At 34.0% G+C, this 24,253-nt stretch carries 20 protein-coding genes; 1 reads left to right on the forward strand and 19 read right to left on the reverse strand.

Annotated features, from left to right (window positions below; all coding sequences use genetic code 11):
• Nucleotides 1-527: 527 nt before the first annotated feature.
• Complete coding sequence (locus AC0L5Q_RS03310) at nucleotides 528-1,259, forward strand: O-antigen ligase family protein (protein ID WP_473614283.1); 732 nt, start codon at nucleotides 528-530, stop codon at nucleotides 1,257-1,259.
• 561 nt (nucleotides 1,260-1,820) lie between these two features.
• On the opposite strand, the gene AC0L5Q_RS03315 is transcribed toward AC0L5Q_RS03310, so the two are convergent.
• The 19 genes from AC0L5Q_RS03315 to AC0L5Q_RS03405 form a co-directional block, all read right to left on the reverse strand.
• Nucleotides 1,821-3,248 (reverse strand): phosphomannomutase, encoded by a 1,428-nt coding sequence (locus AC0L5Q_RS03315; RefSeq protein WP_473614284.1) that lies wholly within the window; start codon nucleotides 3,246-3,248, stop codon nucleotides 1,821-1,823.
• A 1-nt stretch (nucleotide 3,249) separates the two neighbouring features.
• Entirely contained in the window at nucleotides 3,250-4,692 is a 1,443-nt protein-coding gene (locus tag AC0L5Q_RS03320; RefSeq protein ID WP_473614285.1) for a mannose-1-phosphate guanylyltransferase/mannose-6-phosphate isomerase, read from the reverse strand.
• A 98-nt stretch (nucleotides 4,693-4,790) separates the two neighbouring features.
• The gene (locus tag AC0L5Q_RS03325) at nucleotides 4,791-5,249 is read right to left on the reverse strand and encodes a GDP-mannose mannosyl hydrolase (protein ID WP_473614286.1); all 459 of its coding nucleotides are present in this window, start codon (nucleotides 5,247-5,249) and stop codon (nucleotides 4,791-4,793) included.
• A gap of 1,052 nt (nucleotides 5,250-6,301) precedes the next feature.
• Nucleotides 6,302-7,261, reverse strand: coding sequence for a GDP-L-fucose synthase (gene fcl / locus AC0L5Q_RS03330; protein ID WP_473614287.1), 960 nt, complete (start codon nucleotides 7,259-7,261; stop codon nucleotides 6,302-6,304).
• Between the two features lie 51 nt (nucleotides 7,262-7,312).
• Nucleotides 7,313-7,684: a GxxExxY protein gene (locus AC0L5Q_RS03335; RefSeq protein ID WP_473614288.1), complete on the reverse strand. Its 372-nt coding sequence runs from the start codon at nucleotides 7,682-7,684 to the stop codon at nucleotides 7,313-7,315.
• Between the two features lie 837 nt (nucleotides 7,685-8,521).
• Nucleotides 8,522-9,643 carry a GDP-mannose 4,6-dehydratase gene (gmd, locus tag AC0L5Q_RS03340; protein ID WP_473614289.1) on the reverse strand — a complete coding sequence of 374 codons (1,122 nt, stop codon included), beginning with the start codon at nucleotides 9,641-9,643 and terminating at the stop codon, nucleotides 8,522-8,524.
• A gap of 102 nt (nucleotides 9,644-9,745) precedes the next feature.
• Nucleotides 9,746-11,713, reverse strand: a complete 1,968-nt coding sequence (locus AC0L5Q_RS03345) for a right-handed parallel beta-helix repeat-containing protein (protein WP_473614290.1) — start codon at nucleotides 11,711-11,713, stop codon at nucleotides 9,746-9,748.
• A 44-nt stretch (nucleotides 11,714-11,757) separates the two neighbouring features.
• On the reverse strand, nucleotides 11,758-12,513 hold the full coding sequence (locus AC0L5Q_RS03350; protein WP_473614291.1) for a WecB/TagA/CpsF family glycosyltransferase: 756 nt from the start codon (nucleotides 12,511-12,513) through the stop codon (nucleotides 11,758-11,760).
• Nucleotides 12,506-13,678 (reverse strand): glycosyltransferase family 4 protein, encoded by a 1,173-nt coding sequence (locus AC0L5Q_RS03355; protein WP_473614292.1) that lies wholly within the window; start codon nucleotides 13,676-13,678, stop codon nucleotides 12,506-12,508. The genes AC0L5Q_RS03350 and AC0L5Q_RS03355 overlap by 8 nt, the downstream gene beginning before the upstream one ends.
• Entirely contained in the window at nucleotides 13,675-14,181 is a 507-nt protein-coding gene (locus AC0L5Q_RS03360) for a serine O-acetyltransferase (protein ID WP_473614293.1), read from the reverse strand. Before AC0L5Q_RS03360 ends, AC0L5Q_RS03355 begins: the two co-directional genes overlap by 4 nt.
• 10 nt (nucleotides 14,182-14,191) lie before the next feature.
• Nucleotides 14,192-15,103, reverse strand: a complete 912-nt coding sequence (locus AC0L5Q_RS03365) for a glycosyltransferase family protein (RefSeq protein WP_473614294.1) — start codon at nucleotides 15,101-15,103, stop codon at nucleotides 14,192-14,194.
• A 35-nt stretch (nucleotides 15,104-15,138) separates the two neighbouring features.
• A complete protein-coding gene (locus AC0L5Q_RS03370; protein ID WP_473614295.1) occupies nucleotides 15,139-16,305 on the reverse strand; it encodes an O-antigen ligase family protein in 1,167 nt (388 codons plus the stop codon).
• Nucleotides 16,306-16,443: 138 nt separating this feature from the next.
• Nucleotides 16,444-17,709, reverse strand: a complete 1,266-nt coding sequence (locus tag AC0L5Q_RS03375; protein WP_473614296.1) for an oligosaccharide flippase family protein — start codon at nucleotides 17,707-17,709, stop codon at nucleotides 16,444-16,446.
• A 2-nt stretch (nucleotides 17,710-17,711) separates the two neighbouring features.
• Nucleotides 17,712-18,758, reverse strand: coding sequence for a polysaccharide pyruvyl transferase family protein (locus AC0L5Q_RS03380; protein WP_473614297.1), 1,047 nt, complete (start codon nucleotides 18,756-18,758; stop codon nucleotides 17,712-17,714).
• Between the two features lie 47 nt (nucleotides 18,759-18,805).
• Nucleotides 18,806-19,909, reverse strand: coding sequence for a nucleotidyltransferase family protein (locus AC0L5Q_RS03385; RefSeq protein WP_473614298.1), 1,104 nt, complete (start codon nucleotides 19,907-19,909; stop codon nucleotides 18,806-18,808).
• Between the two features lie 8 nt (nucleotides 19,910-19,917).
• A complete protein-coding gene (locus AC0L5Q_RS03390) occupies nucleotides 19,918-21,270 on the reverse strand; it encodes a UDP-glucose dehydrogenase family protein (protein WP_473614299.1) in 1,353 nt (450 codons plus the stop codon).
• Between the two features lie 218 nt (nucleotides 21,271-21,488).
• A complete protein-coding gene (locus AC0L5Q_RS03395; protein ID WP_473614300.1) occupies nucleotides 21,489-22,895 on the reverse strand; it encodes an undecaprenyl-phosphate glucose phosphotransferase in 1,407 nt (468 codons plus the stop codon).
• 113 nt (nucleotides 22,896-23,008) lie between these two features.
• Nucleotides 23,009-24,019: a hypothetical protein gene (locus AC0L5Q_RS03400; protein WP_473614301.1), complete on the reverse strand. Its 1,011-nt coding sequence runs from the start codon at nucleotides 24,017-24,019 to the stop codon at nucleotides 23,009-23,011.
• Between the two features lie 60 nt (nucleotides 24,020-24,079).
• Nucleotides 24,080-24,241 carry a lasso RiPP family leader peptide-containing protein gene (locus AC0L5Q_RS03405; protein WP_473614302.1) on the reverse strand — a complete coding sequence of 54 codons (162 nt, stop codon included), beginning with the start codon at nucleotides 24,239-24,241 and terminating at the stop codon, nucleotides 24,080-24,082.
• Nucleotides 24,242-24,253: the final 12 nt, after the last annotated feature.

Raw genomic sequence — 24,253 nt, forward strand, 5'->3', positions numbered from 1 at the left:
TCATAAAAAACGATAATAGCAATGTCTTACAAGTAACATTAACGCCTTATAAAACATCACTGACTTTATTTCTCATATTAATATTATACGCTTTGTTGCAAATAGTCCCTCTCCCTCAAAGTATCATAAAAATAATCAGCCCTAATACTTTAACGAGCAATAGTTTAAGTATTGCACCCGAAACATCATTATTAGAATTACTCAAAAATATGAGTTATTTCGCCACTTTTATTTTGTGTTTATGTTTATTAAATTCGAAAAACAGGATAATAACGTTACTTAACATTTTATTTTTTTCTTCTGCTGTTATTGCCTTTTATTCCTTAATTAATTATTACACTGATGGTGGTTTCAATATAATTAGCTCAATCCCACCATGGACAGTTTCATGGGAACGTGCCGTTCATGGAACCTTCAGTTATCAAAATCATTATGCCTCATTCCTTACCATGACTATTCCGCTTGGTATTGGGCTCATAAGCTACTACCATAATAAGGGGCGTGCTAAAGGCCTTAAGACACCATTAATGAATCAAATAATTGAGCTCGTTATGTCTAAAAATGGTTTATACCTACTTGCTGTTTTTATTATGATTTTATCTTTATTAAAAACCTCTTCGCGCGGCGGCAATTTAATATTCATATTTTCAATATTGTATACCTACATATGTTACTTAATTATCAATAAAACCAGCACAAAAAAGTTAGTAAAACGCCTTTCTTTATCTTTATTAACTTTAATTATTATTGTTATTACTCTGATAAGTACTGGAGCAATAGATAAGCTAACCAAACGTTATCAAAACCAAGGATTAACGCCTAATGGCAGAGATTTAATGGTAAACACAGCAACCAACATCATCAAACACTATCCACTATTTGGAACGGGTGCAGGCACATATCCCGTTATTCAGCAAAAATACAAGTCACCTTTATTAGGTAATACAGCAATGTCTAAAAGAGCCCACAACGATTATTTCGAGTATTTATGTAATCAAGGCATCATCGGATTTTCGTTATTAATGCTGGCTATGGCATTACTTTATATAAAATTATTTAAACAACTAAAAAAAACAAAAAGTAGTTTTATGGGGATAAAGGTTGCCTGTTTCACATCAGTAAGTGCTATCTCAATACATTCTTTCATGGACTTTAATTTTCACTTACCTGCAAATGCTATTTATTTTTTTATCATACTTGCTGCGGGCTTACAGGCAGGACAATTAAGTAATAAACAACGTTCACGAGTTGAGTACTAACTTAAATATAGAAACGTTATCAATTACCTACACCGAGTAAAGATCAGTAAAGAAAGGATTTTACCTTCTCTGTGTTCTTCTCGGTGGTTAAAAATGTCTTATCTTTTAAAACCACTACCAGCTAATTACGCGAATTACTCTAATTAAAGATACAAAGCTAACCACAGAGTACACAGAGGGCCTAAGCCCTACACCGAGGAAAGATCCGTAAAGAAAGGTTTTATTGTTTTAAAAAATTCGTGGAATTAGTGTAATTCGTTAATAGCTTCTTAATAAAAAGTGTTTTGAATTTCTCTGTGTGTGTGCGAAGCACAACTCCGTGGTAAACGTCTTTTCAACACAAGATCAACCACAGAGTACACCGAGGGGCTGCGCCCTACACCGAGAAAAGATTTGGTTTTTGACCTACCTCTAAAAGCGAAGCGCCTCGGTGGTAAACTTCTTTTTATCTTTTAGTAAAACCCTGTCAGCTAATTACGCGAATTACCCTAATTGAAACCTTAAAACATAGATTTTTGTTTTAAAAAATTAGTGAAATTAGCGTAATTCGTTGATAAAAAACTAAATCGTTTGAACTTTAGTTAACACCTGAACAACCAATTGCTTAGCTTTTTCATCGCTCGTAGACTCAGCATAACAACGTAACTCTGGCGCATTACCTGAAGGACGTAAATGAATCACATCATTGTCAGACAACGTCATTCTTAAACCATCAGTTACATCAACACTTTTCACCGTTAGCTCTTCAAAACCTAATAACTGAATTAACGTTAAAGTATCTTCACGATAAGTTTTAATTAACTGTTGGCTTTTTTCAGTCGCAAAGTTTTTAATTCTATCGCTTGCTGAAAAACGCTTAGTACAATCTTTTACTAAATCAGAAATAGTTTTATTATCAGTAGTTCCAGCTAACAACATAATGGCAGGTAAAAGCGCATCACGCGTAGGTAAAGCTTTTAACGGCTTATTATTAATACTTGTATCAGAGCCTAATAAAAAACCACCATTTGCTTCAAAACCCGCAACCGATGAATACTTTTTACTTAAACCTTCAAACTCAGCAATTACATACGGAGAACCAATTCGCGTTCTTTCAATTTTCTTAAAAGCATTTGAAAGCTCAATCGACGTATTACTATTTACTGGAATAGATAAAGCTTCAACATTTAGTTGCTTAGCACAAAGCAAACCTAAAATATCACCACGTAACCAAACGCCCTTTTCATCAGCTATTAAAGGTCTGTCGCCATCACCATCGGTAGAATATATCGCATCAAAACCATACTCTTTTGACCAGTTAATGGCTTTTAATTGATCTTCTTCCGACACCGCTTCAGTATCAATAGGTACAAACTCATCACTACGTTCAAGTGAAGTTACTTTAGCACCGAGTTCTTCAAATAACGCTTGGTATAAATCTCTACCCGCGCTTGAATGTTCATAAATACCAATATGTTTACCGGTTAAAAAAGGCTGATCGAATAACGAAGCATAACGTTGAATATATTCTTCCCCTGCCTCATTACTCACTATTAATTCTGCTAATTCGTTAAGCGCGTTAAAGCTTGCTTTGCTAGATAAAATAGCTTGTTCATCACTTTTACTAATTTCACCGTCAGGACGATAAAACTTTAAACCATTTCTATCAAAAGGAATGTGACTACCGGTAACCATAATACAAGGAATGTTTCTTTCCATTGCAGCATAAGCTAACGCAGGAGTAGGAATAACACCGTAATATATTACCTCAATACCTTGTTGCTTTAATGCCGTGCTACACGCTTGCGCCATAGCATAACTACTTGGACGGTTATCAATGGCAATAGCTAAACGGTCAAAAGTAAATTGACCTTTAAGCGTATCAATAAAAGCTAATGAAAATGCAGCACAAACGTCAGGCGTAAATTGCTCTACTAAACCACGTGCACCACTGGTGCCAAAAGCAACACCACTATTAGCTAAAACAAGGTTTGATTGTAATACAGTCATATTATTTTACCCTACCGTAACGGTCTTCAAATCTTACAATATCGTCTTCACCTAAATATGAACCCGACTGTACTTCAATCAATTCTAAATCAACTTTACCAGGGTTTTCTAACGCATGAACCGCAGTAATAGGAATATAAACCGACTGATTTTCAGAAACATATTGCTCTGTTTCATCAATAGTTACACGCGCCATACCCGAAACCACAATCCAATGTTCAGCACGATGATGATGCATTTGTACCGACAGCTTAGCACCTGGCTTAACCGTAATACGTTTAACTTGAAAACGTTCACCACTATCAACTGAATCGTACTTACCCCAAGGGCGATAAACTTCACGATGAATAGTCGCTTCGGAACGGTTGTTTTCTTTAAGCTTATTAACAATGGCTTTAACGTGTTGTGCTTCGTTTTTATGAGCAACTAAAACCGCATCTTTAGTGTTAATAACAATTAAGTCTTTAACACCTACGGTAGTAACCAACTTGTCTTCACTGATCACTAACGTACCTTGCGTGTTAACCGACTCAACATCACCAATAAAAGCATTACCGTTTTCGTCTTGTTTCGACACATCTAATAAAGCAGCAAAGCCCCCTACATCGTTCCAACCTGCATCCATAGGCACTACAACCACGTCTGAGTTATTTTCAGCACATAAAGGTTCCATTACCGCGTAATCGATTGAATCGTCAGGACACACCATAAACGCATCTTTATCTACACGTACAAAATCCATATCTTGGTTTTGTACTTGCATTGCTTTAACACAAGCATTGTAAATTTCAGGATTATAGGTTTTAAGTACATCAACATAACGGCTTGCTTTAAACATAAACATACCGCTGTTCCAGTAATACTCACCAGAATCAACATAACTTTTCGCTGTTTCTAAATCAGGCTTTTCAACAAAACTACTCACTAAATAAGCATCTTCAACTGAATCACCACGTTTAATATAGCCATAACCCGTTTCAGGACTTTTAGCCACAATACCAAAAGTAACTAATTTGTCGTTTGTTGCATGTTCATAGGCTTTTTTAACAGATGATTGGAAAGCTGCTTCGTCGTTAATAACATGATCCGCCGCTAACACCAACAACACAGGGTCTTCACCATCGGTTGCTGTTTCTAACGCATGAATTGCAGCCAATGCAATTGCTGGTGCGGTGTTACGACCTACAGGTTCAAGAAATATACCGCCGTGTTCAACACCTAATTGTCTTACTTGTTCTGCAGCAATAAAACGATGTTCTTCGTTACAAATAAGCATACAAGGTTCATTATTCAACCCGTTTAAGCGAGCGATAGTTTGTTGCAACATGGTTTGGCTGTCATCGTTACCACAACCTAAGGCTAAAAACTGTTTAGGGTAGTTACTACGCGACAATGGCCATAAACGAGTGCCTGAACCGCCTGCCATAATTACAGGTAAAATCATTTTAAATATCCTATTTATAAAATTTTAAATGTTGAAAGAAAACGAAATAACAACAAAGGTTACACAACATTCCGTTTACCGACATTCATACTTAATTATTAATTTTTTTCAAAATACCATTTTGTGTGTAGATGAACGTTTTCTTCACCCAACAACGAATCTATTTCAAACCATTTATAACTACCGTGTTGTACGTCTAACGGTAATTGTTCTAACTCTGTATCGAGTGAAAGTACATAGGCAATAGCGACGTAATGAGTACTAAACTCGTCACCAAATACGTTATCTTTATAAAAGTGATCAAACGGCCCTAACAGCTCTGCTTGATCGATAGTAAATGTTTGCCCTAACTCTTCTTTGGTTAGTCGTTTAAAAGCATCAGCCATAGACTCGTCTTTTAAAATTCGACCACCAGGTACAAACCAAAAGCCTTTAGCGGGTTTATTCAAACGCTCACCAAGTAATGCTTGCCCATGTTTGTTTTTTACAACTAAATCAATAGACACCAAAGGCGTACTTTCGATAACAGTGGAAAACGTTTCTTTATCTAAAAACATAATAACTCTTATTCATTACCAAACACTTAAAAACAAGTCATCTAATTAAAAGACTAACCATAGAGTAAAAGACAGTAATAAATGTTTATTATTTTGACCTTCTCTGTGCTCTTCTCGGTGGTAAAACGTCTTTTTATCTTTTAGTAAAATCCTGCCAACTAATTACGCCAATTACACTAATTAAAAGACTAACCAATAACATAAAATATTTTTTAACCACCGAGGCGCTTCGCTTTAAGAGGTAAACCTTAATAAACAAAATCTTTCCTCTGTGTAACTCAGTGCTCTCTGTGGTAAATATCTATAGTTACTAACCAAAACACATAAAACAATTTAACCACCGAGGCGCTTCGCTTTATGAGGTAAACCTTAATAAACAAAATCTTTCCTCTGTGTAACTCAGTGCTCTCTGTGGTATATGTCTATAGTTACTTACTAACAAACACATAAAACAATTTAACCACCGAGGCGCTTCGCTTTAAGAGGTAAACCTTAATAAACAAAATCTTTCCTCTGTGTAACTCAGTGCTCTCTGTGGTATATGTCTATAGTTACTAACCCAAACACATAAAACAATTTAACCACCGAGGCGCTTCGCTTTATGAGGTAAACCTTAATAAACAAAATCTTTCCTCTGTGTAACTCAGTGCTCTCTGTGGTAAATATCTATAGTTACTAACCAAAACACATAAAACAATTTAACCACCGAGGCGCTTCGCTTTATGAGGTAGACCTTAATAAACAAAATCCTTCCTCTGTGTAACTCAGTGCTCTCTGTGGTATATGTCTATAGTTACTTACTAACAAACACTAAACATTTTTACCACTGAGAAGAGCCACGGAGAAGTTCAAAGTCTTTACTTAAAAACCTTTATCTTCTTCTGTGTAACTCAGTGTTCTCTGTGGTATATGTCTATAGTTACTAACCCAAACACATAAAACAATTTAACCACCGAGAAGAACCACGGAGAAGTTAAAATCTTTACTTAAAAATCTCTGTCTTTTCTCGGTGTTCCTCTGTGTACTCTGTGGTTAAACAAATCTGTTTAAAATTAAGCTCTGAAGTTATCTTGATTTTCTAAAAACCACTCATAACTATGCGCTAAACCTTCTTCTAAACTAATTGAATATTCCCAACCTAAATCTTTAAGGCGGCTAACATCCATCAACTTACGCGGTGCGCCATCTGGCTTAGTCGCATCAAACGAAATAGAACCCTCATACCCAACAACTTTAGCAACGGTTTCAACCAACTCACGTATCGTACAATCAACACCCGTACCCACGTTAATATGACTCAACATCTCTTGCGTATTCGCTTCATACGTTTCTTGGTTTAATTCCATCACATAAATTGAAGCCGCAGCCATATCATCTACATGTAAAAACTCACGCATAGGCTTACCTGACCCCCACGCAACAACTTCGGGTAAGTTATTTAACTTAGCCTCATGAAAACGACGTAACAACGCAGGAATAACATGAGAGTTTTCAGGGTGAAAGTTATCATGCGGACCATACAAGTTAGTTGGCATAACAGAACGGTAATTACGACCGTATTGTCTGTTATACGATTCACACAACTTAATACCCGCAATTTTAGCAATCGCATAAGGTTCGTTAGTCGGTTCAAGCGTAGCCGTTAACAACGCAGACTCAGTCATAGGTTGTTCAGCTAGCTTAGGGTAAATACATGAAGACCCTAAAAACAATAAGTTTTGAACCCCACCTAAATGCGCGCCATGTATAATATTGCACTGAATCATTAAGTTTTGATGAATAAACTCAGCAGGATACGTATTATTTGCAACAATACCGCCTACTTTGGCAGCAGCTAAATACACTTCATCTATTTGTTCGTTAGCAAAAAACTCAGTAACCGCTTGCTGGTTTAATAAATCTAATTCCTTGCGTGAGCGTAAAACAAGCTCAACATCAGGTTGTTTTTCTAACAAACGAACAATAGCAGAACCAACCATACCGTTATGGCCAGCAACAAATATCTTTTTCATTTTTAATTCCAAACTTTAAATTAACCACGGAGAACACAAAGGAAAACTTTATTACACGCTTACTCTTTTGATTCCGTTAACTAATTTACTTACGTTAAAGTTAATGATTAAACCCGTCTTAATCCCAGTAAGCTTAAGGTAAGTCATCATTTGCGCTAGATGGATATTCGATAGTTTATCGACAGCCTTTAATTCCACAATTAAATTATCTTCAACAAGTAAATCTAATCTATACCCTGCATCAACTGTTATTGATTTATACTTTACTGGCAAGGTAACTTGTCGTTGTACTGTAATGCCTTGTGTGTTTAATTCATAATTCAAACAATGTTCGTAGCTTGACTCTAATAAGCCAGGTCCAAGTTCTTTGTGTACTGAAATAGCACAACCAATTACTTTTTCTGTTAGGGAATCCTTTTCCATCACGGTAAATCCTTTTTCAGTTGTATTAGAATATTTTTTGAAACAATCAATAACTACCCACAAACACAAAACATTTTTTAACCACAGAGGCGCTTCGCTTTATGAGGTAGACCTTAATAAACAAAATCCTTCCTCTGTGTAACTCAGTGCGCTCTGTGGTGAATATCTATAGTTACTTACTAACAAACACTAAAACATTTTTACCACCGAGAAGAGCCACGGAGAAATTCAAAGTCTTTACTTAAAAACCTTTATCTTCCTCTGTGAAGCGCGAAGCGCCTCTGTGTTCTCTGTGGTTAATATCTGTAATTACTAACCAAAAACACTAAACATTATTTACCACCGAGAAGAACCACGGAGAAGTTCAAAATTTTTACTTAAAAAACCTTTATCTTCCTCTGTGTAACTCAGTGCGCTCTGTGGTTAATATCTATAATAACTAACCAATAACACTAAAACACTCTTTACCACCGAGAAGAACCACGGAGAAGGTCAAAATCTTAATTTATAAAACCTTTATCTTCCTCTGTGAGCGCGAAGCGCCTCTGTGTTCTCTGTGGTTAGTATTTATAGTAATTAATCTACAAACACAAAACATTTTTAACCACCGAGAAGTTCAAAGTCTTTACTTAAAAACCTATATCCTCCTCTGTGAGCGCGAAGCGTTTCTGTGTCCTCTGTGGTTAATGTCTAAAGTTACTTACCAATAAACACAAAATATTCTTTACCACCGAGAATAGCCACGGAGAAGTTCAAAGTCTTTACTTAAAAAACCTTTATCTTCCTCTGTGAGCGCGAAGCGCCTCTGTGTTCTCTGTGGTTAAAAATGGGTTTCAGTTACTCAACAGATACGTTTACATTGTGGCCATGTGCTTTTAATAAAGCGTGTTGCTTAGCTTTATCTAAATCATTAGCAACCATTTCAGCACACATTTCTTCAACCGTAATTTCTGGTGTCCAACCTAATTTTTCTTTCGCTTTAGATGGGTCACCTAATAACGTTTCAACTTCTGCAGGACGGAAGTAACGCGGATCAACCTTAACAATTACATCACCCACACTAAGCGCTGGAGCATTATCGCCCTCAATAGCTGTAACAGTAGCCACTTCATCAAGACCTTCACCAGAAAACTCTAACGAAATACCCACTTCTTTAGCTGATAAACGAACAAATTCACGTACCGAGATTTGCTTACCTGTAGCAATAACAAAATCGTCAGCAACGTCTTGTTGTAACATCATCCATTGCATACGAACGTAATCTTTAGCATGACCCCAGTCACGTAAAGCATCCATATTACCAAGATACAAACAAGGCTCTAAACCTTGAGAAATGTTAGCAATAGCACGCGTAATTTTACGTGTTACAAATGTTTCACCACGGCGCGGAGATTCATGGTTAAACAAAATACCATTACACGCATACATACCGTAAGATTCGCGGTAGTTAACCGTGATCCAATACGCATACATTTTAGCAACAGCATAAGGAGAACGAGGGTGAAAAGGAGTTGTTTCTTTTTGAGGGATTTCTTGAACTTCACCGTAAAGCTCAGAAGTAGACGCTTGGTAAAAACGCGTTTTCTTTTCTAAACCTAAAAAGCGAATTGCTTCTAAAATACGTAAAGCACCCATAGCATCAACATCAGCCGTATATTCAGGACACTCAAACGACACAGCAACGTGTGATTGCGCACCTAAGTTATAAACTTCATCTGGCTGAACATTTTTAATTATACGCGTTAAGTTAGACGTATCACTTAAGTCACCATAATGTAAAAAGAACTTAGGGTTCACTGCATGAGCATCTTGATAAATATGATCAACACGCTCAGTATTAAACGAAGACGCTCTACGTTTAATACCATGAACTTCATAACCTTTTTCTAATAAAAATTCAGCCAAGTATGATCCATCTTGCCCTGTTACACCGGTAATTAATGCTACTTTGTTAGACATGTGCCTTCCCTATATAAATTAAATCAATAAACTTATGTGTATCTTAAAATGTTAACACTTACATAAAATGAAAGTCTTATTACTAAATGAAAATTATTTACGTTATTTTACACCAATTTTCTCGAACGGAATATTACTAAACCCTTTCAGTGGCGCTTTAATTTGATAATTATTTGTTGGTGAACTATTTGGTAAATGGTGATTATTTTCAAAAAGAATATAAGGCTTTGCTTTATCAAAAACATAGTTCCATTTATCATCATAAAAGACATTATTACTAATGATATTTCCATCTGGTAGTCGTGGGTTAACAGATAACACATTAGATAATTTGGGGTATTGATTTTTCCATATAGGTGAATTATAAGGTACATCATTCAACCTACTAGTTAATTGTTTGATGCCACTTTTTTTTGCCCAAGTTACACCACGAGTATCGATATGTATTGATCTTACAGAATTAATAAATAAGTTCTTATCAACTATATTATCCCTACCACCACCAATAAAAACAGAGTCATAAACATTATCGAATATATTACCTGTGATTATTACACCTGACGATTCATCGTCAACATAAACACCTTTAGCACCTTTGCCATTGTAACCTTGAATATCGTGCAAATAATTATGCTTTATGATTGAGCCTCTAGCTGTCCAATCTCTGCCAACATAAATAGCACCAGCGTCATTTGCTTTAGTAACAACATGATGAATATTATTGTATTCAATTAAGTGATTATTACCCTTAAAAAATATACCTATATGAGGAGCATTATATATTTCATTATTTTTTGCACAATTACCGACACCAGATAGTGAAACCCCTGGCTGAGCAGTTTGTATGATAGTGGCATAATCATGTATTTTATTATTTATGGCGCATATATTAGCGTGTTTTAATGTACTTCTATCTCCACCTTCAATAGCAATAGCACCAGAGCCAATTGAATAAATTTCACTTGAACTTATTGTACTGTTATCACTGTCTTTAATGATTATACCTTTGTTGCCTATATGTTTAACAACGACATTATCAATTAAATTATTTTCGCCGCCTACAATGGAAATACCATTTTTTTTGCTGTATGCGACATTCAAATTTTTAAAAGTTATATTGCTGGCATTACTCAAAGATATTAAATTATTAACCACAGCTAACATAGGTGGTTTATCTCTCATTATTTCATCTGGAGGGTAAAAATATAATTTTCCATTATCTCTATCTAAATACCATTCATTGGGGCTATCTAGCTCAGCTAGAATATTAAAAGCAAAATACTCTTGCTCTTGTCGGTAGCCATAGAAATGATAAGGAGGCTCAATTGATATAGTTTTATTATGTACATCTATATTGTTAACACGCTGATTTTCATCACGCCAATTCCAAAACCAGTATCCATTTAACCAAACATCTTTTTCACCTACCCAACGATTTATAGTACTGTCAGTATAATGAAACTTTCCTTTTTTACTTCCTGAATAGTTTCTCACTACTTTAGTATTAGGTTCGACTAAATTCCCAACACGCATAAGCCCATTATTTGGATAACGAGCCAATACCATTTTTTTATCGCGATAAAATAACGAAACGCCACCTTGATTAGGTAAACCAAAATCATTTACATCGTATTCATTGAGATCTGTTACATAAACCTGTTTTTTAGATTTAACAGTCAACTTACTTAGAATGTTGCTATCAACAACTTTACTCCAATAAGGTAGAGATTTGGCTCCTACTAGATTAACGATTTCATCTTGATATGCTGAAATTATTAACGGATATTGAACATTACGGGTGTCAACTGCTGTAATTTGAATAGTTTTATCAAGTGAGTAAACACCTCCACGGAGCCATATAGTAACGGCCTTGTCTTTCGAAGTACGGGCTACACTTAATGCTTTCGTTAGTGTTTTGAAAGGCTCACTGATATCCCCTCTATTAGTGTCGTCACCTTTTAAATCAACAAAAATATTCTTATAAACATCCTTAGAATTACTAGCACAAGATAAACATAAAAAATTTAAAATAACGATAAAGGTTATAATTTTTAATTTATTAAGTAACATATTTTTTGTCCATTATAGCTGTATTTTGATTTAATAATTAATGACTATTTGATTAGAGCCTTGAAATATTGCTTACTAAAGTGCCATATAAATCTTGGATTAGTAGAAAAATATCGTCGCCATAATCGCTTGGGTTCAGACAATAATCTAAACATCCATTCCATACCTATTTTTTGTATCCAACGTGGCGCATGTTTTTTCTCTCCTGCGATAAAATCATACGCGGCACCTACCCCTAACATGACACAATTCAGGCTTTCTTTATGTTCTGCCATCCAGCGTTCTTGTTTAGGGCAACCAATACCCACAAATAAAACATTTACATTAGCATTATTAATAGCAGTTACAACGTCGGCATCTTCGGTTTCAGTTAACGGGCGAAAAGGAGGTGAAAATGCATAGGTAATATTAATATCAGGGTAACTTTCTAATAACTTAGCTTTAACCACATTTAATAATGCATCGGAGCTACCACCATAAAAGCCAATATTTAACGACTTTTTACCTGACTGTGCACATAAAGCGTTCATTATATCTTGCCCACGTACTTGCTCAGCTTCTTTATGCCCTAGTAATTTTTGAGCCCACGATAAAGGCTTACCATCGGGAATCACTAAATCGGCAGAATTAACCACGTTTGAAAAGTCTTCTGAATCTAACACCTCAATACACATATGAACGTTTGAAACACAAACGTAAGCCCCTTGCTCTTTTTTTGAAAGCATTTCAACAGTACATAATGCATCTTTAAGGTTAGTAACATTAACCCCCATAGAAATAATTTCGCAGCGCTTATCCATTGTTATAACCTTGATTAATTGATTGTGTATAAATGTTATTTAACAGTTTAAAATTTTGTGCCGATGTGTACTTTGATAAATACGTATTTCGTGCGTTTGCACTCATTTGTTGAACTAATGCAGGGTTATTAATTAAAGTGCGTGCTTTTTGAATAAAGTCGTCGCAATCACCGTTAAAATGCCCCCCCGTAACATTATCTTCAACAACTTCAGCCATGCTTCCTAACTTTGGTACTAAAGCGCAAGTACCACAGGCCATAGCTTCTACCAACACCATAGGAAAACCTTCAAACCATGTTGAGGCCATTACAATAAAGTCAGCATTTTTAACAAGTTCAAGTACATCTTTCTTTTGTTGTAAACCTAAATATTCAACGTTTTCGCACGTTGAATTTTCAACTAATGTTTTTAAAGGCCCTTCGCCTACTACCTTAAGAGGTAAGTCAATTTTATCCCAAGCTTTTAAAATTAAATCAATTCCCTTTTCTTCGCTTAAACGACCAACATAAATAGCATATCCACCCTTTTTATTAATTACCGTATCGCCGTTAAAAGGGTCTGCAATAAAATTAGGTTTAATAACCACTTTATGTTCTGGCCAACCTGCTTCTACATATTTATTTTTAGCAAATTGAGTTAGCGCGATATAGCAACTTACTTGTTGTTGCCACGTACCTATTTTTTTATGAAGTTCAACCATGCAAGTTAAAATAAAACTACCTACTAACGAATCACGGTACACTTTCTGTTTAACAGACCACCAAGCAGAGTTTTCTATGCTTTTTTCACATACTTTACCGTTATGCATCAATAAAGCGGTTGGACAAACGGCTCTATAGTTATGCAATGTGTGTATAACAGGAATATTCATTTTTTTACATGCATAAAAAACAGAGGGTGATATTAAAGGGAAATAATTGTGAACATGTACAACATCAGGAGAGCTATTTTGAAGCACACGTTTAACTTTTTGGTACTGTGAAAAAGAAAAAATAGTGCCGAACATTACACATACTTTATCCCACAAGCTATTAATAGAAGCATTATCAACGGTATATTCAATAACTTCATTGCCGTTCTCTTTCAATAAATCCATTTCATTTTTATAAACAGCATCTTCGCCACCTGCTATTTGATAAAAATTATGAACGAATAAAACTTTCAAACTAACTTCCTTATTACTTTTGCGGGGTTACCTGCAACTATTGAATTATCGGCAACATTCTTTACCACTACAGAACCAGCACCGATAATAGTATTATCTCCAATTGTAATTGGACCTATAATTACTGTATTAGGGCCTATTATTACATTATTACCAATAATAGGAGAGCCTAGATCATTACCGTTTAGATCTTCTTTATTACCTATTGTTGTATTATGTTTAAGGGTAACATTATTACCAATTACAACATTTTTATTTAATACTAAACCGCGGCCATGATGAATAACTAAACCTTCACCTATTTTGGTAGAAACAGGAATCTCGCAGCCTATAATAATATCTGTGATAAATTTGTATAAAACAATTATTGGAGAGCAAACAATTAACATCAACTTATTAGTACATTTAATGCGAAGTGCATGAGTAAAGTAAAAACAAACAACAATTATTAACCCTTTAAGATTGTCATTACTTTTAAACGCTTTTTTAATTTTGTTAAACATACAGTTAAATTTAACTCCAAAATTTGATTTTTCTTTTGATTTTAGATAGTAATCTTACAGAAATAGATAAGGGTTTTCTAAATTGCTTCAGTACATCCTCATTAAGCGCAATATTGTTATTAAATGTAAAAGTAGACTTACCCTCTTCATCTAAGTTTGCTCTAAATCTAGTTCCCATGCCTTCAGTATTAGATGCATCACCGTTGAAGCCAACATTAACTACCTTAGATTTAACAGGTAAAATATCATAAGCTTGTTGCTTAAATTGTGCGTAACAAAATCTAATTGCCCAAGAGTTAATTTTACCGGTCCTTTGTGCGTGGAGCATACTGCACATATCGCTCCCACCACGATTAAAAGCTTTACGAGATTTTTTATCATTGAGGAATTCAGTGTAATCTGTCACATCCCAATCGACTAAATCCCATCTACTTTTCCATGTAGCCCATCCCCAAGAAGAAGCTCTTACACCAAACGCGTTATCAAATTCATAGCTTTTTGGATAATCTATTGGAAATGAAAAACCCGATACACTCCAAATATTTTTTGACGACTCATAGAACGCTAACCCTTCATTCATATAAGACAGAAAATTTGATGATGTAACTAAATCGTCCTCCATTACAATGATTTTTCCGTACTCATTAATAATACGCGTAACACCCTCTATTATTGAATTAGCTAAGCCTTTATTAACTTTTGACTCTATAATTATAACTTCTTTAAAACCGTTAACTTGCTTAAGGTATTCCCTTACTGCTGCTACTGACTTGATAGATGTTTCATTTTTCCCACCATCAGAAAAAATATAGAGTTTACTCTGATTAGCCAAATAATTTTTTTGAAGACTCTCTATAGTAAGCTTGGTTTCTTCAAGGCGGTTATAAGTAAAAAGACAAATAGGTGCCAAATTTTTATGCATCTGATTTACCTTTATTTTTTATTAGAAAGATAACTTCACTTATTAAATTTTTGAAAATTAACACTGTACAAAACCCCCATAAAGAAAAAATAAAACCAACTTAATTGTAAAAATGAAATAACGGTTGCACTAAAACCTGCAATAAAAAACAAGAAAGTACATGCAACCGACAAATATAATAAATCATATAATTTCGGATAATCTCTATACTTTTCAAATAAAGAAAGTAAACGTTTAAAACTTGTAATAATAAAGGCAAAAAAGAACAAGCTTCCAAAAACACCTACAGAAATCAAATTAAAAATGTAGGTATTATGTGCATTTGTGCTTTCAAAATATCCCGTGAGAAAAGCTAACTCAGTATCCTTTACTAAACCAGAACCGAATAGTTGATTAAATAAAGAAAAATCTGAATAAGAACTAAGTAAATTATCCCACAGCAAATCTCTCCCCTGTAAGTTCTTTCCTGAAAAGAAATCATTAAAATCAACAGCTAAAAAACCAAAATTTAACAAAATATCATTAAAAGAATAAAAGACTAAAAATATTAAGGAAAAAATGATAGGTAGCATTACAAAAAATCTTTTTGTGTTTAAAAAGATTATACGTCTATAAAAATAAAGGGCTGTAATAATAGGTAGCAGTAATAAATACATCCTAGAATTAGCTAGAAATATTAAGACCAAATTTAAAAATACAAAAGAAAGTTTCAATTTTACGTTAAGATTGCTTACCAACATAAAAACAGTAAATAATGTTAGACCAATCGCTAAATCAGTTTTATAAAAATAACCACCTGAAAAAGTAACAATACTTCCCCAATATTGAAAACCATTACCTGATATAAGATACAAGATAATAATTAGATAAATTGGGATATAAAATAAATATATTTTTTTGATATTAAATAAAGGAGTTACTTTCCCCAAATAAAAAGCAATTAGCACAGTTAATATTTTTACATATATTTCTACAGAACCTACACCCCCATAAGAAAAAAATGATAAAGATATTAAGCAGATATACCCCCACAGAAAGAAGTCTACTTTGGATAGTGATGGTATACACCCTTTATTGTTAATATAAAATTGCCTATGCAATTCAGCACAAAGTATAAGTGTAAGAGGAATGAATGCGATGGTGAATGCTTTTATATTCCACATGTAATCTGATAAAAACCTAAAGCCGAATAATAGATTCATTTTTTAGCCATTTTAAAGTTCTGTAGAAAGCCGATTTTAAATAAATATGCAATATTCCTTAAAGATAAATTAATTGAAATATTAAAAAGCATTAAAATAAGGTAAATATTTTTAATAAAAATCATAAATTAAAACCTCCTAATATTTGATATCGACAAATGGGATATAATTAGTTGTTATAAATAAGCACAACAATAAACTAAGAATATGAATGTTATTATTAGTTGTTTTTTTTGTGACTTTTATAACAAACCAATAAACTATTATGAATACGATTAGATAACGTAAGCTGCTAGCAATAGCCATTTCTTTTAGTCCAATTAGTCCTAAACTAAAAATAAGTAAGCAACTAATAAGAAGCTCAAAAAACTTTCCTAATGTAATAGCTTTCATTGCTTTCTGAGCATAAAGATCAGATCGAGCTAAACTTAATAAAGAAGAAAATATAACTACCCCTCCCATTAATGCAAAAAGTGGATATGAATCTTGCCACTTATCACCAAAGAAAATAGGAAAAAGAATAGGTGCTAACAATGATGTAACAATAACTACAATTAACATTAAGACAAACATATATATTTTGGTTTTAATTGAGTTATTTATAAAATCACTTTTACTAAGCTTTGATAAGAATACAATTAAATATCTTTCAACTCCGCTTGAAAAAACATCTTGTATTATTTGATATATACGTTTTACAAATGCGTATAACCCTACATCATGCATATTAAATACTGAAGCTATAACAATGTAATCTAGCCTATTTGAAGCAACTGTTAACAAAGACGACGTTGTACCAAATTTACAATGTGCTAACCAGTTATTAAAAACAGTTTTTTTATTAACTGTTTTAGTCACTCTTAAGACTAACCAACCTAAAAAGCTCATTCCTGACCATATAAGTATCTGTTGTGATAATAATGAATTTATTCCTGCGTCATTCATTAATAATAAAATAGCGACAATAGCAGATATAATTGAAGTGAATATTGAAATAAATGTTAACTTTTTAACTGCTAAATTAGTTAATAAACCTCCTCTAATTGCTGCAGCAGGCCATTGAAAAAAAACAATAGCAAATATTAAAAAATATGTGGTGCTTAGAAACGATATATTAGGAATAAGATAAGATACTCCAACAGATATTAACAAACCTAAAATAAACCCTATAAGCCAAGAAACTTTAAATATATTTTTAACCTCGTCAGGTCGAGTTAACAAGTAATTTTCAACACATTCACGAGCGGTTAACTCGCTTATTATTAAACCAATTGTAATTAATGAAAATATCCCGTATTCACTGGGAGATAAATAATTTGCAGAAAAGAAAAACACAATTAATGAGGACAGCTGTACACCAACTCTCCCCATTGAAATCCAAAGTACCTTTGCAATATCAAACATGGTTAATCTAAACTTTCAAAAAACTGCTGAAGAAGTTGAGATGATTCTTTAAATTTTAACTTTAGTTTCTCAGTATCAATACTCATCGATTTTATTTTTTGAAGAGAAACTTCAGAACTATCGATTAAACAATGGGATAAGTCTAATGATTCAAATATCCCAACAATTTTTGCATTTTCCTTTCTATTAATTACAGCTATTGGAATAGCTCCTGCAGATAGTGCCAAAAGTAAAACATGTAATCGGTTACTTAAAACATATTTGCAAGTTGAATAAAAAGCTACATTCTCATCTAATGATGAAGTTAAAGATAATGTACTTTTATCGTTCACATCTGAATTTTGTATTAGAGAATTGTTAACCTCTTTATCAAATTCAACTTGGAAACCAGTAGTAATTATTTCTTGTGTTCGATTTACTTCATTTATAAAACATAAAACATTATCAAAATAATCACTCTCTTTAGAATCACGTATACTAATAAAGTAGTCTTGTGGGCGTTCTTTATATTCAAAGTCAGTTTTTAAATTAAGTGCTAAGTCAGGTAATATTTGATTTACAAAAACACCATTATTTTTAGCGCAATCCCAAGAGATTTGATCCCTAACGGCATGGAAATATAGGTTTTTAGTTACTTTTGATAAGATTTTTGCATGCCTTATCCCTAAATCTGAATAGGAAATACCAATATGACAAATCCTAACTCCACAAATTGAAAAAAAACGAGATATTAAATATGAAATATTTTTTTTGAAATAAGAGGAATTAGAAATCTCACCACCATATCCACCTGGATTAAGGAAAAGATATACTATTTCTCTTTTTATTAACGCTAAATAAAGTAATTTAAAGTAAAAAAGAAATGACATTAATAAATAACATCCCGTCTCTTCTTTAATATTAATCTTATCTAAAAAGCCATCAGGCACATGACTAGCATCTATATAAACTTCACCTGAATCTTTCATTAGTTTAAGTAATTGACGGTTAATCAATGCGTCACCTAAGTTTTCATACTGTGTTTTAATTTTAAAAAAGAATTTAGACACATTTTCCTCTGTAATTTAATTTAATCTTTAATAGATTAATCTGATAATTAATGTTCTGTAGCAATTACACTATTTTTGAATATTTTTTTGATAAACATCCACTGTAGGCTAATTGGCCTAATAAAACTTCCTGTAAAAACAAATTGGGATATAAGCTGCAATATTCTGTATTTAAATGTTTTGCTGTTATTCGTTAACTTGTTAGCTTTTGATTTTATTAACTTTTTACATAAAACCTGTGTAACGCTATTAGGCTTTGAGTTTTGTATCAGTTTTACTTCTTCTACCGAGAACGTTGCCATTATTTGACTACAATTATTAAGTAAGACAAATAAGGGAACACTACTGCCCCACTGTTTAGCTATTGCGAATGCTTTAGCTAAATTTATCGGGTTTTGTTTAATAATTTCATGTACGTCAACTAAGTTATACTTTGAAAAATCCATATCTTTAAATGCATGTAATGCTTGATGGTTAATTGCATATTCTGGTGATAAAACTCTTACCAGATCAGATGCATACTCATTGTGCTTAACACTTTCTTGCCATAGCTGTTTTTCGTTTATATTAAACAAATAGGGGTGAACTAGTGATTTATGTAAATCTACTGTTGCACCTATTTTACTTTTTGGGATAAAAGAGGTTTCGTATAAATTATCAAATACCTGTTTATTTTTAATAGGTAATGGTTTCATTATTAAGCTAATGATTTTTTTAGCTTGTTCCCAATCATCACCTTTAACGAGTATATCGATATCGTTAGACGTTCTAGGTGCACTAGCCTTATATAATGAGAGAGCAAAAGCAGATCCCTTTAACAATATTACAGGGATATTTTCTGCTGATAGCGCTTTAACTATGCTGGTTAGTTGACTCTTTTGCCCTAGCTCGGTAATGACACCTTTTTGTGTTTCGTTATTTAATAGCTCTTGAATATCAGTATTTAATAAATCAAAAACATTCAATTTTTTTGCTTTTGACTTTAATAAAGGAATAATTCGTTTATGTACAAATTGATATTCATTTAAACTATTTAACGCAATAACGATGTTATTAAGCTGCAATGATGAATACGTTGAATTGTCTGATAATTTTGCAATTTTCAACAATTCTAAATATGTAGCATCTTTACTTGCAGCATAATTAACCATAGTGAGTTCTATTGAGCTAAACGACCAATTGACCAGTAATCAAAGCCTTTTGCTTTCATTCGCACTGGTTCAAACAGGTTACGACCATCAAATACTACCGCTTCGCTTAATTCAGCTTTAACACTGTTGAAATCTGGAGCTTTGAAGTTCTGCCATTCGGTACAAATAACTAGTGCATCAGCGCCTTTAAGAGCAGCTTCTTTAGTGCCCATTAAACTTAAATCGTTACGGTTACCACAAATACGTTGAGTTTCTTCCATGGCTTCTGGGTCGTAGGCTTGTACTTTAGCGCCTGCTTTCCATAGTGCTTCCATTAATACTAAGCTGGGTGCTTCGCGCATGTCGTCGGTGTTTGGTTTGAATGATAATCCCCAAAGAGCAAAGGTTTTACCTTTAATGGCATTAGGATTTTCGGCTAAACCAAAGTGTTTTGAGATGTATTCAAATAGTTTGTTCTTTTGTGCGTAGTTAACGGCTTCAACGGCTTTAAGTATTTGTGACTCGTAGCCAATACCGTCTGCTGTGCGTACAAGTGCTTGTACGTCTTTAGGGAAACATGAACCACCGTAACCACAACCTGGGTATATAAATTGGTAACCTATACGTGGGTCTGAACCTATGCCGTGGCGAACGTTTTCAATATCTGCCCCTACGCGTTCGGCTATGTTTGCCATTTCGTTCATGAAGCTTATTTTGGTGGCTAGCATACAGTTAGCTGCGTATTTTGTTAGCTCAGCTGATTTGATGTCCATTACTATAATTTTTTCATGATTACGGTTAAATGGTGCGTAAAGCTCGCGCATGAGTTCTTCAGCTTCGGTAGAGTCTGTGCCTATTACTATGCGATCTGGGCGTTTACAATCAGCTACCGCTGAACCTTCTTTTAAAAATTCAGGGTTTGAAACTACGGCAAATGTTGGTGCACTGTTATCAGGAAAACGGGCATCAAGCACTTTATTAACTTGGGCTTTTACTTTGTCGGCAGTGCCTACAGGTACGGTTGATTTGTCGATTATTACTTTAGGTGATGTCATGTGAGTAGCGATGGTTTCTGCTACTTTAAGTACGTATTTTAAGTCGGCTGAGCCGTCTTCATCTGGTGGTGTACCTACGGCAATAAACTGTAATTCACCAAAATTAGCGCCAAATTCAGCATCGGTTGTGAAAATTAAACGCCCTTCTGCAAAGTTACTTTCAACCAGTGGTGTTAAACCCGGTTCGTATATTGGAATAATTCCTTTTTTAAGATCATCAATTTTGTTTTGATCTATGTCTACACAACAAACGTCGTGTCCTGCATCAGCTAATACTGCTGCTTGTACGAGGCCTACGTAGCCTATTCCGTAAAAAGTAACTTTCATTTTCTTCTTATTTCCTTAAAGTATTCAATTTAAGTCATTAAACCTGTTAGCGAATTCCACTAATTTTTCTAATTAGGGAATAAACCATAAAACCTTTTTCACCACAGAGTACACCGTGGCGCTTCGCGCTTCACCGAGCAGTGATAAAACATTTAAGGGTTAAACACCCCAAAAGTTAAACCTGTCAGCGAATCCCACTAATTTTTCTAATTAGGGATCTAGTATGCATTTTTGTCGTTAAACGATCTAAATACGGTAAATATGATAATTTTTACGTCAAGCCATAGGGTCCAATTGCGAATATATTCAAGGTCGTATTTTATACGCATTTCCATTTTATCTATGGTGTCTGTTTCGCCGCGCCATCCGTTAACTTGTGCCCAACCAGTAATACCTGGGCGCACTTTATGGCGTAACATATAAAAATCTACTTGTTTACGATATGACTCGTTATGAGCTACGGCATGAGGGCGAGGGCCAACAACAGACATTCTGCCTTGCAATACATTGATAAATTGCGGTAGCTCGTCAAGAGATGTTCGTCGTAAAAAAGCACCAAGCGGAGTAATACGTGCATCACCTTTAGTTGCTTGAGTTACTACGTCTGAATTTTCAGTAACCGTCATTGAACGGAACTTCCATACTTTTATTTTTTTACCGTCAAGCCCGTATCTATTTTGTTTAAAGATTACAGGACCTTTTGAGGTTACTTTTACAGCGATAGCTATAAGAAGTAGTGGTATGGATATTAGTGTAAGAATACCGAGTGAGAATAAGATGTCTTCAAATCGTTTAAGTGCCGCGTTACCACCACGCATAGGGTTGTCGTATACGCTGATGGTTTGAATATTACCAATATGCGACATGGAGGCATTCATTAGTGTGTATACGAATAAGTCTGGCACTAGTTGTACGTTAGCAGTGGTGTCGCCAAGTAATTGTAATATGTGTTTAATACGAGCTTCTGCCACCATAGGCAGAGCAATATAAACTACGTCAAACTCGTTATTTTTTGCGCGTTCTACGCCTTCTTTTATCTTGCCTTCTAACCACGCGTGATAAGTAGCTTCAAGTCTTTCAGGTACTCTGTCGTCAAAAACAGCTGTTAAACGAAAGCCTGTTTCAGGGTGGTCTAATATTTGTTGAGCTAAGCGCTTACCTGATTTAGTAACGCCGATAATAGCAACACTACGTGTATTTAAACCTTTACGTCTAATTCTCGCTAAAAAGCGGTTAAACAATAGACGCCATGCGACAAGCGAAATAAAAGTAGAAATAAACCAGATAACAACAGTAACTCGAGAGAAGTCTTCTGATTGTTTAGTAAAAAACATGTACGTTATGATTAAAACAGCAGCACACCCCCATGAAATAAAGGTGTAAAAGACAATCTCATTGAAAAATCCAGCACGCCATGAACGGTACAAGGCAAAAGATTCAGCCGTTAAGAAGAAACCAATAGAGGCAATTAATGAAAGTTCGAAATATTCTTTGGTGTATGTGAGTGAATAGCTATATATGGCTAAAACTATCATGAGATGAATAACTGATAAATCAATCAGTCGGTAAACTACAGCGAAAACATTGATGTTGTTTTTTATGATACCGTTATTATCGTTGATCATTTTACTACATATTCCATTTTACTAAACTTCCATAAACACGTTGATTTAAGTTGTTATATTATAGACTAAAACTAAAATAAATTTACTTTTATTTATTTAGTTTTAGTTGATATTTATTCACTTAAGTCGTTAATGATTATCTCTTGAACAGTGTTCAAGTACTGCTTACCACTCAGGTACGTTATTTTTTTAATACTTACATTTTTTACTAATTGTGTAAGCTTAATAAAGCGCTGTTGTTCTAAAGACAATGCTTTGTAAGCACTGCCTAAAATACTATTTTGTATTAATAAAATTACAGCTTCAGCAGATGATAATGTTGTTATATTACAAACTGTTGAAATTTTATTATTATTTTCAGAAGTATTTGTAGTGCCTTCAACTCTGTTTAATATATAAATTGTTTTTAATTTTTTAGGTTGTTCGCAAAAATTAAAACCGCTGTTTTCGTTAATACTAATAATTTTTTTAGCAAAATCTTGATGAACTTTTTCAAGCTCGTTTGTGTTCTTTTTGTTGTTTATTATCTCTAATGTTTCTGGCCACATGCGTGCTATGGGCCAACTTGGATAAACAACATATTCATTATTTTGCTGGTGTAATGCCATCATGTCGTCGGTCATTACTGAAAATTCTTTTTTACAAAGCTCTGCTGTAAGCGTTGTTTTACCTGTTCTGCTTGGTGCTACAAAGGCAATTGCATGATCTTTGTAGGCTAAGGCATTTGCGTGTATGCACAATACGTTGTTTATTTCTAACCATAATGCCATGCCTACGGTTTGAAAATAGTGCGCTGAATCGGTGCCTTTGTTATACCAACTTATGTCTATGTTATTTTTGTCTATTTTAAATAGACCTTTACCTTGGCAATCAACTTTAAGTATGTACTTTGGGTTGTTAGCCTTTTGATCTTGTATATATAAGCTAACGGTTGATTTATAACGTTCGCCATTGTCTTCCATTACCCAGTTCGCTTCTTTATTTTCAATACGGGTTTGATCAAATGTATTGATGTTAAAAGCGCTAAAGTTGATGTTAATGTGCTGCGCTATCGAGTGATTTTTACGATCACAAAAAGGTTCGCAAGCTATACCATGCAAAGGTATTTTATATAAAAGATTCATTTTTATTAGATATTAAAAAGCCTATAACCTCTGACGGTTATAGGCTTTATAGAAAACATATTACCCTTGGAATGGGTTACGTTTTGTGTGGCCGCCCTGCTCGTCTGGAATACTTCCAGCGAAGCCTTGCGTAAGTTCAGCTAAGTTACCTGCATTTGTTAATACAGGTTTAGTGTAACTTTTTAAAGATGTACTGTTCTCAGTTGTTTCTATAGAGTTCATGTCTTTACTTCC

Source organism: Pseudocolwellia sp. G5-9, from assembly GCF_055808995.1.